This is a genomic window from Bradyrhizobium sp. (assembly GCF_052389815.1).
Lineage (GTDB): Bacteria > Pseudomonadota > Alphaproteobacteria > Rhizobiales > Xanthobacteraceae > Bradyrhizobium.
Map to the genome: position 1 here is coordinate 1 of NZ_JBQTHN010000022.1, position 4,542 is coordinate 4,542.

5 protein-coding genes and 1 pseudogene are annotated in these 4,542 nt (G+C 61.7%); 3 read left to right on the top strand and 3 right to left on the bottom strand.

All coding sequences use genetic code 11. The features are described from left to right. Positions 1-429 precede the first annotated feature (429 nt). On the bottom strand, positions 430-1,011 hold the full coding sequence (locus ACT4OC_RS05495) for a c-type cytochrome (protein ID WP_444837960.1): 582 nt from the start codon (positions 1,009-1,011) through the stop codon (positions 430-432). A 304-nt stretch (positions 1,012-1,315) separates the two neighbouring features. Here ACT4OC_RS05495 and ACT4OC_RS05500 point away from each other — a divergent pair, with 304 nt between their 5' ends. Both ACT4OC_RS05500 and ACT4OC_RS05505 read left to right on the top strand, forming a co-directional pair. Then, positions 1,316-1,600, top strand: coding sequence for a hypothetical protein (locus ACT4OC_RS05500; RefSeq protein WP_444837961.1), 285 nt, complete (start codon positions 1,316-1,318; stop codon positions 1,598-1,600). Between the two features lie 83 nt (positions 1,601-1,683). Continuing rightward, complete coding sequence (locus tag ACT4OC_RS05505; protein WP_444837962.1) at positions 1,684-2,871, top strand: multiheme c-type cytochrome; 1,188 nt, start codon at positions 1,684-1,686, stop codon at positions 2,869-2,871. Between the two features lie 163 nt (positions 2,872-3,034). Here the strand turns inward: ACT4OC_RS05505 and ACT4OC_RS05510 are convergent, their stop codons facing one another. Continuing rightward, positions 3,035-3,346 carry a hypothetical protein gene (locus tag ACT4OC_RS05510; RefSeq protein WP_444837963.1) on the bottom strand — a complete coding sequence of 104 codons (312 nt, stop codon included), beginning with the start codon at positions 3,344-3,346 and terminating at the stop codon, positions 3,035-3,037. 573 nt (positions 3,347-3,919) lie between these two features. Here ACT4OC_RS05510 and ACT4OC_RS05515 point away from each other — a divergent pair. Then, a complete protein-coding gene (locus ACT4OC_RS05515; RefSeq protein WP_444837964.1) occupies positions 3,920-4,153 on the top strand; it encodes a hypothetical protein in 234 nt (77 codons plus the stop codon). A gap of 172 nt (positions 4,154-4,325) precedes the next feature. Here the strand turns inward: ACT4OC_RS05515 and ACT4OC_RS05520 are convergent. Further along, positions 4,326-4,542: pseudogene (locus tag ACT4OC_RS05520) on the bottom strand (helix-turn-helix domain-containing protein); the annotation flags it as partial.

Below are 4,542 nucleotides of genomic sequence, written 5' to 3' on the forward strand. Positions count from 1 at the left end.
TCGACGGATGGCAGACCCTTGCCAGCAAGCTCATCGATCAGCCGGTTGATCTTGCCGCTTGATCAGATATCGTCAGTTCGCCGGAGACTCGCGCCGAACAAATTCCAACCAAATTTGCGACGGCACCTTGGGGGCCACCATCTCTTCACTCATGCCTCTGTCCCTTGCCTGGCGGCGGAAAGGGCCGAGCGCGAGTGCCGGACAAATGGAATGAACCATCCTCCGCGGCGCCTGGCGGCAAGATCAGGCCAGATGCGAAGCGCGTCATTGGGACTGAACTCCTGATCTTCGGCGGGGCCGGGTCGGCGGTTCAAGGCCTATCGATGCGACGATGGCAGTTCATGCTCCGGGCGTTCCAGTCCGCAAACGCCGCCGAGCACCGCGCCACACACGAGAATTGCGATGAAATCGGCTTGACACACCGCCGACCTACTTCTTCGGAGCGCAAGGGTTTGGTGGCGCGCACGGATTCGCCGCCTTCTTTGCCGCCGGTGCGCCAGGAATCTCGCTTGGGGAGGAAGCGGTCTTGCGAAACGTTGCTTGTATTGTGCCGGTATAAGCGGTCAGCGCAGCCAACTCACGCGAATTCCAGGGCAGCGGCTTGCTTGCCATTGGAACGACCATGCACAACTGGATCATTTCGTCGAGATTGATATCGGCAAGATCAGCCCTGTCCTTGGCCATCTGCACCAGATGCGGGTAGGGCTTTTTGAAACTGGCGTTGAAGTTATCGTTGTTAGCGTGGCAGCTTGCGCACGATAGTTCATTCGTACTGAGCTTGGCGCTCTTGAATAGCGCTTCTCCATCCTTGACTAGTTGTACACGATTTCCGGTGGCCAGCTTTGTGCCCTTCGGTCGCAAGATCAACTTTTTGTCCAAATCGGGTCTCGCTGCTTCCCCTTCGGTTTTCTGCGCGCACGGATTCGGCGCTTGCGCTCTCGCTTCGCCCATCACGAATCCAACGGACATTGTCATTGCCGCGACGAGTAAAGTTGATCGCAACAAATTCATCGCTCTCCTCCTATCGGGTTCAAACGTTCTCGATGCTCCGACATTCGCTGCGCCGATGGCAAAGGTTACGTACGCGACGTCATGAACCGGCTATTTACGATGATAGAACGCTACCTTTACATGCGACTAAGATGCACTGTCATCGAGCGGGGACGGGTCACGCGACGTGATGCGCTGAAGCAAAACGAGAACAATCGGCGCGACCTTGTTGGCGTTGCTGACGCGAGCGCGGGGACGTAACCTTTTTGCGATCAGCCGCGAACCACTCGCCAGGGGTCCGTATGAGATCGTCGAACTGTGTGACATGCGCGCCCCCGACAACGCCACGATGGACGTCGTTGAAATTCAACCAAACAGGAGAATTACGATGAATGCGCTTAAGACCTCGCTTCGTACCCTGAGCTGCATTGCCGCACTCGGCGCGCTGGTTGCCGCGGCACCGCTGCCGGCCGTGGCGCAAGCGGCGAATCCTTGCGCCCCGAAGGCAACCAAAGCGGCCAATCCCTGCGCGCCGAAAGCGAACAAGGCCGCGAACCCATGTGCGCCGGCTGCGAAAAAGGCGGCCAATCCCTGCGCACCTAAGAAGTAATTGCACCAGGTCGGGTGGGGCTATCTTCGATCGCCCCACCGCCGGCTGGCGTGTTTAGCGCTGCCCTATCGGACCACACCACCATGCTGGCGATTCCCATGAACACGTGGCGAATTCAGCTGCTGATCGGCGGCTTTTTTCTTTGCCTTTCGAATGGAGTTACTCCGGCCGGCGAACGGTTGCCAGCGGATTATTGGCGCCAGCCGCTCGCTTCACAGGGCGAAGCGCCGCGCACGTGGTCGCCGGAAGAGCGTTCGCTCGCACCGGACAGCTGCGGCGTTTGCCACAGTGACAAGCTGGGGGAATGGCGAACATCCCTCCACGCCAAGGCCTTCTCGCCGGGGCTCGTCGGTCAGCTCCTCACCTACGATGCGGCTGATGCCGCCGCCTGCATGCAGTGCCATGCGCCGCTTGCTGAACAACGTGAGGCGTTCGAAGCGGCGCGCAAGAAAGCCGAAGCCCGTCCGGGCGCCGACTACGGCCTCGCGGACGCAGGCAATTCCTGCGGCGGTTGCCATCTCAGGAGCCATCGTCGCTTCGGCCCGCCGCAGCGCGACACGGGAGCGATTGGACAGAGCGACGCCGCCGCACCGCATGGCGGCGTGATGCGCGTGCCTGAATTCGAGAAGTCGGAGTTCTGCGCGACATGTCACCAGTTTCCGCAGGACCAGGCTATCAACGGCAAGCCGCTGGAGAACACGTTCGTCGAATGGCAGCAGAGCCCGGCCGCGCGCAGCGGCACGACGTGCCAGTCCTGCCATATGCCGGAGCGCAAGCATCTGTGGCGGGGCATCCACGATCCCGACATGGTGCGCTCCGGACTCACGCCCGAGTTCGTTGCTGAACCGAAAAGGGCGCGGTTTCGCCTGACGAGCACTGGAATAGGCCATGCATTTCCCACTTACGTGACCCCCAAGGTCGCCATGAAAGGGATCGCACTCGACAAGGCAGGCAGACCGATCACTGGCTCAGAGGTCAGCCACGTCATCCAGCGACAAGTTGAAATGGTCGACGGTGATTGGGTAGAGCGCTCCGACACCCGCCTGCTACCGGGGCAGTCTGCGACGCTGGAAATTTCCTGGCCTGAGAGCGGCCGGGTGAAATTCTGGCTTGAGGTTTACCCGGATGATTTCTATCACCGGCAGGTATATCCCAACTTGCTGCGCGAGTTGGTGGCCGGTAGTTCCGCTGCCAAGCTGATTGCTGAAGCTGACCGTACCGCTCAAGCGAGCCATTTCAACCTTTTCGAAACGGTGACCCAACGGCCGTGACGCCGGTGCATCGCGCGTGCTCGCGACGGCAGTGACATCGTCCGGCCGGCTCGCTGCTGGCCGGCGCTCGCCCGCTGGCGGCTCGACCGATCGTCGTTCCCTTGGCCGCGCGCTTCCATCTTGAGAGCGGATCGTGCTCTCATTCCCGACGCCGCGCTGCTTGCTAGCGTTTTGCGGCGTCCCGTACCGGGCTGGCAGGTGCCCCCGTCACCCACGGCTCACCTACATCGACAGCGCAGGACAGGCCGTCAGCCCGCGACATGAGGATCGTCCAACTGCCAGCCGGCGAAACGAACACCTCCAGCAGATGGCCCTTGCTCGACAATCCTTGAGCCACCAAAATCTCGCCGAAATTATCCTTGAGCAGGGAGGCGAGGTCGGACCGGCTAGCGCAGGGCCCCGCCGCGCCGGCCGCGGTTGCCGCCAACGGGACGATCAAGGCGAATGCCGCCGCCAACCGGATGTATCGCAACATGGCGCCCTCCTTCGGAAGGCCATCTAGAAGTGCGTGATGTGCACTTCTAGTAATTGGTTCGGAGCCATCGCTGCGTTGGTTACGCTCTCACCACGACGTGACGCACCTGATACTATCCCCCGAGACTATCCATGGGCTGCGCAGCAGCTTCTGCCTGAAGTGCTGCGTCACCTGCCGCTTCGCGTGGCTCTTGCGGGGCGGCAGCGTCGTCGTTTCATCTGCATCGGTGAAGGTGGCGCGGTGCAAGGTGAAGCATGCCTGCTGCCGGGCCGACTCGGCAGCGCTTCGGCGACGGATGCGGCGGCCGTAGCAATTGGGCCGCCACTGTTGCGTCGGTAGCGCGCATCACATGGCCGCGAGGGAGCGTAACCTTCGCAGAAGCCGGTGCGAACGGCTCAATAGAAGTGCATCGCGCGCTTCAAACGGTTCTCGACTCACTCTCGTCAGAACTTCTTGAGCGTTGAGGAGCGTAGACATGGGAGTCTGCGCATCATCAGCGCTCGGACGAATTTGCGCGAGCTGCTCTTCTAGGATTGCGAAATTCCGTCATTGATCGATTCATGGAGAGAGACCATGACCAAACTCACGCTTCTCGGTGCGACGGCTATTCTGTCGATGATGGCGGCAACGCCGGTATTCGCAGAGTCCTCATTGTTTGCCCAACAGGAGCCGGCTGCGCACGCATCGATGTACCCAAATGCAGGTGTCCCGTATGCAGGCGTGCGCGCGCCGGCACGCAGCACGAGTGCTATGGCGTTCCTGCCGCCTGGAAAGAGCCACGCAAAGCGGCACGTCACGCACCGCTAGCATGGCTTCGCTGGTATCGGCGAAGATGGCGGGGTAAGTTCTCTTGCTGCCGGCCTCAGCTCCCGGCGAAACCAAGGTTGCGCTGACGGCCGAGCCCGCGACGCCTAGGGCCTGGTACCTCGTCACAGTGATTATGACTCTTTGGACGCGTTGGGATATGCGCGGTCCATTTTTGCGCGGTCCAGCGGGCGCGGCCCGCAGGCGGGCTTGCGCAAGCGGTTGCCACCAGCAGAGCTTCCTCCTTGCCGGTGAGCTTTCGCTGCGCCCCGGGACGCGGCTCCTCGCTCAGCGCCCGTTCCAGATTGCCTTCCACGAAGCGCCGCTTGGTCCGGTACACGGTGGAGCCGCCCACCGCCACGGTGCGGGCAATTTCCTCGTCGCTGCGGCCG

Excerpts from the sequence above, each read along its gene's own strand:
- ACT4OC_RS05495 (WP_444837960.1), bottom strand. The coding sequence starts at position 1,011 with ATGAATTTGTTGCGATCAACTTTACTCGTCGCGGCAATGACAATGTCC.
- ACT4OC_RS05510 (WP_444837963.1), bottom strand. The coding sequence starts at position 3,346 with ATGTTGCGATACATCCGGTTGGCGGCGGCATTCGCCTTGATCGTCCCG.
- ACT4OC_RS05505 (WP_444837962.1), top strand. The coding sequence starts at position 1,684 with ATGCTGGCGATTCCCATGAACACGTGGCGAATTCAGCTGCTGATCGGC.
- ACT4OC_RS05500 (WP_444837961.1), top strand. The coding sequence starts at position 1,316 with ATGCGCGCCCCCGACAACGCCACGATGGACGTCGTTGAAATTCAACCA.
- ACT4OC_RS05515 (WP_444837964.1), top strand. The coding sequence starts at position 3,920 with ATGACCAAACTCACGCTTCTCGGTGCGACGGCTATTCTGTCGATGATG.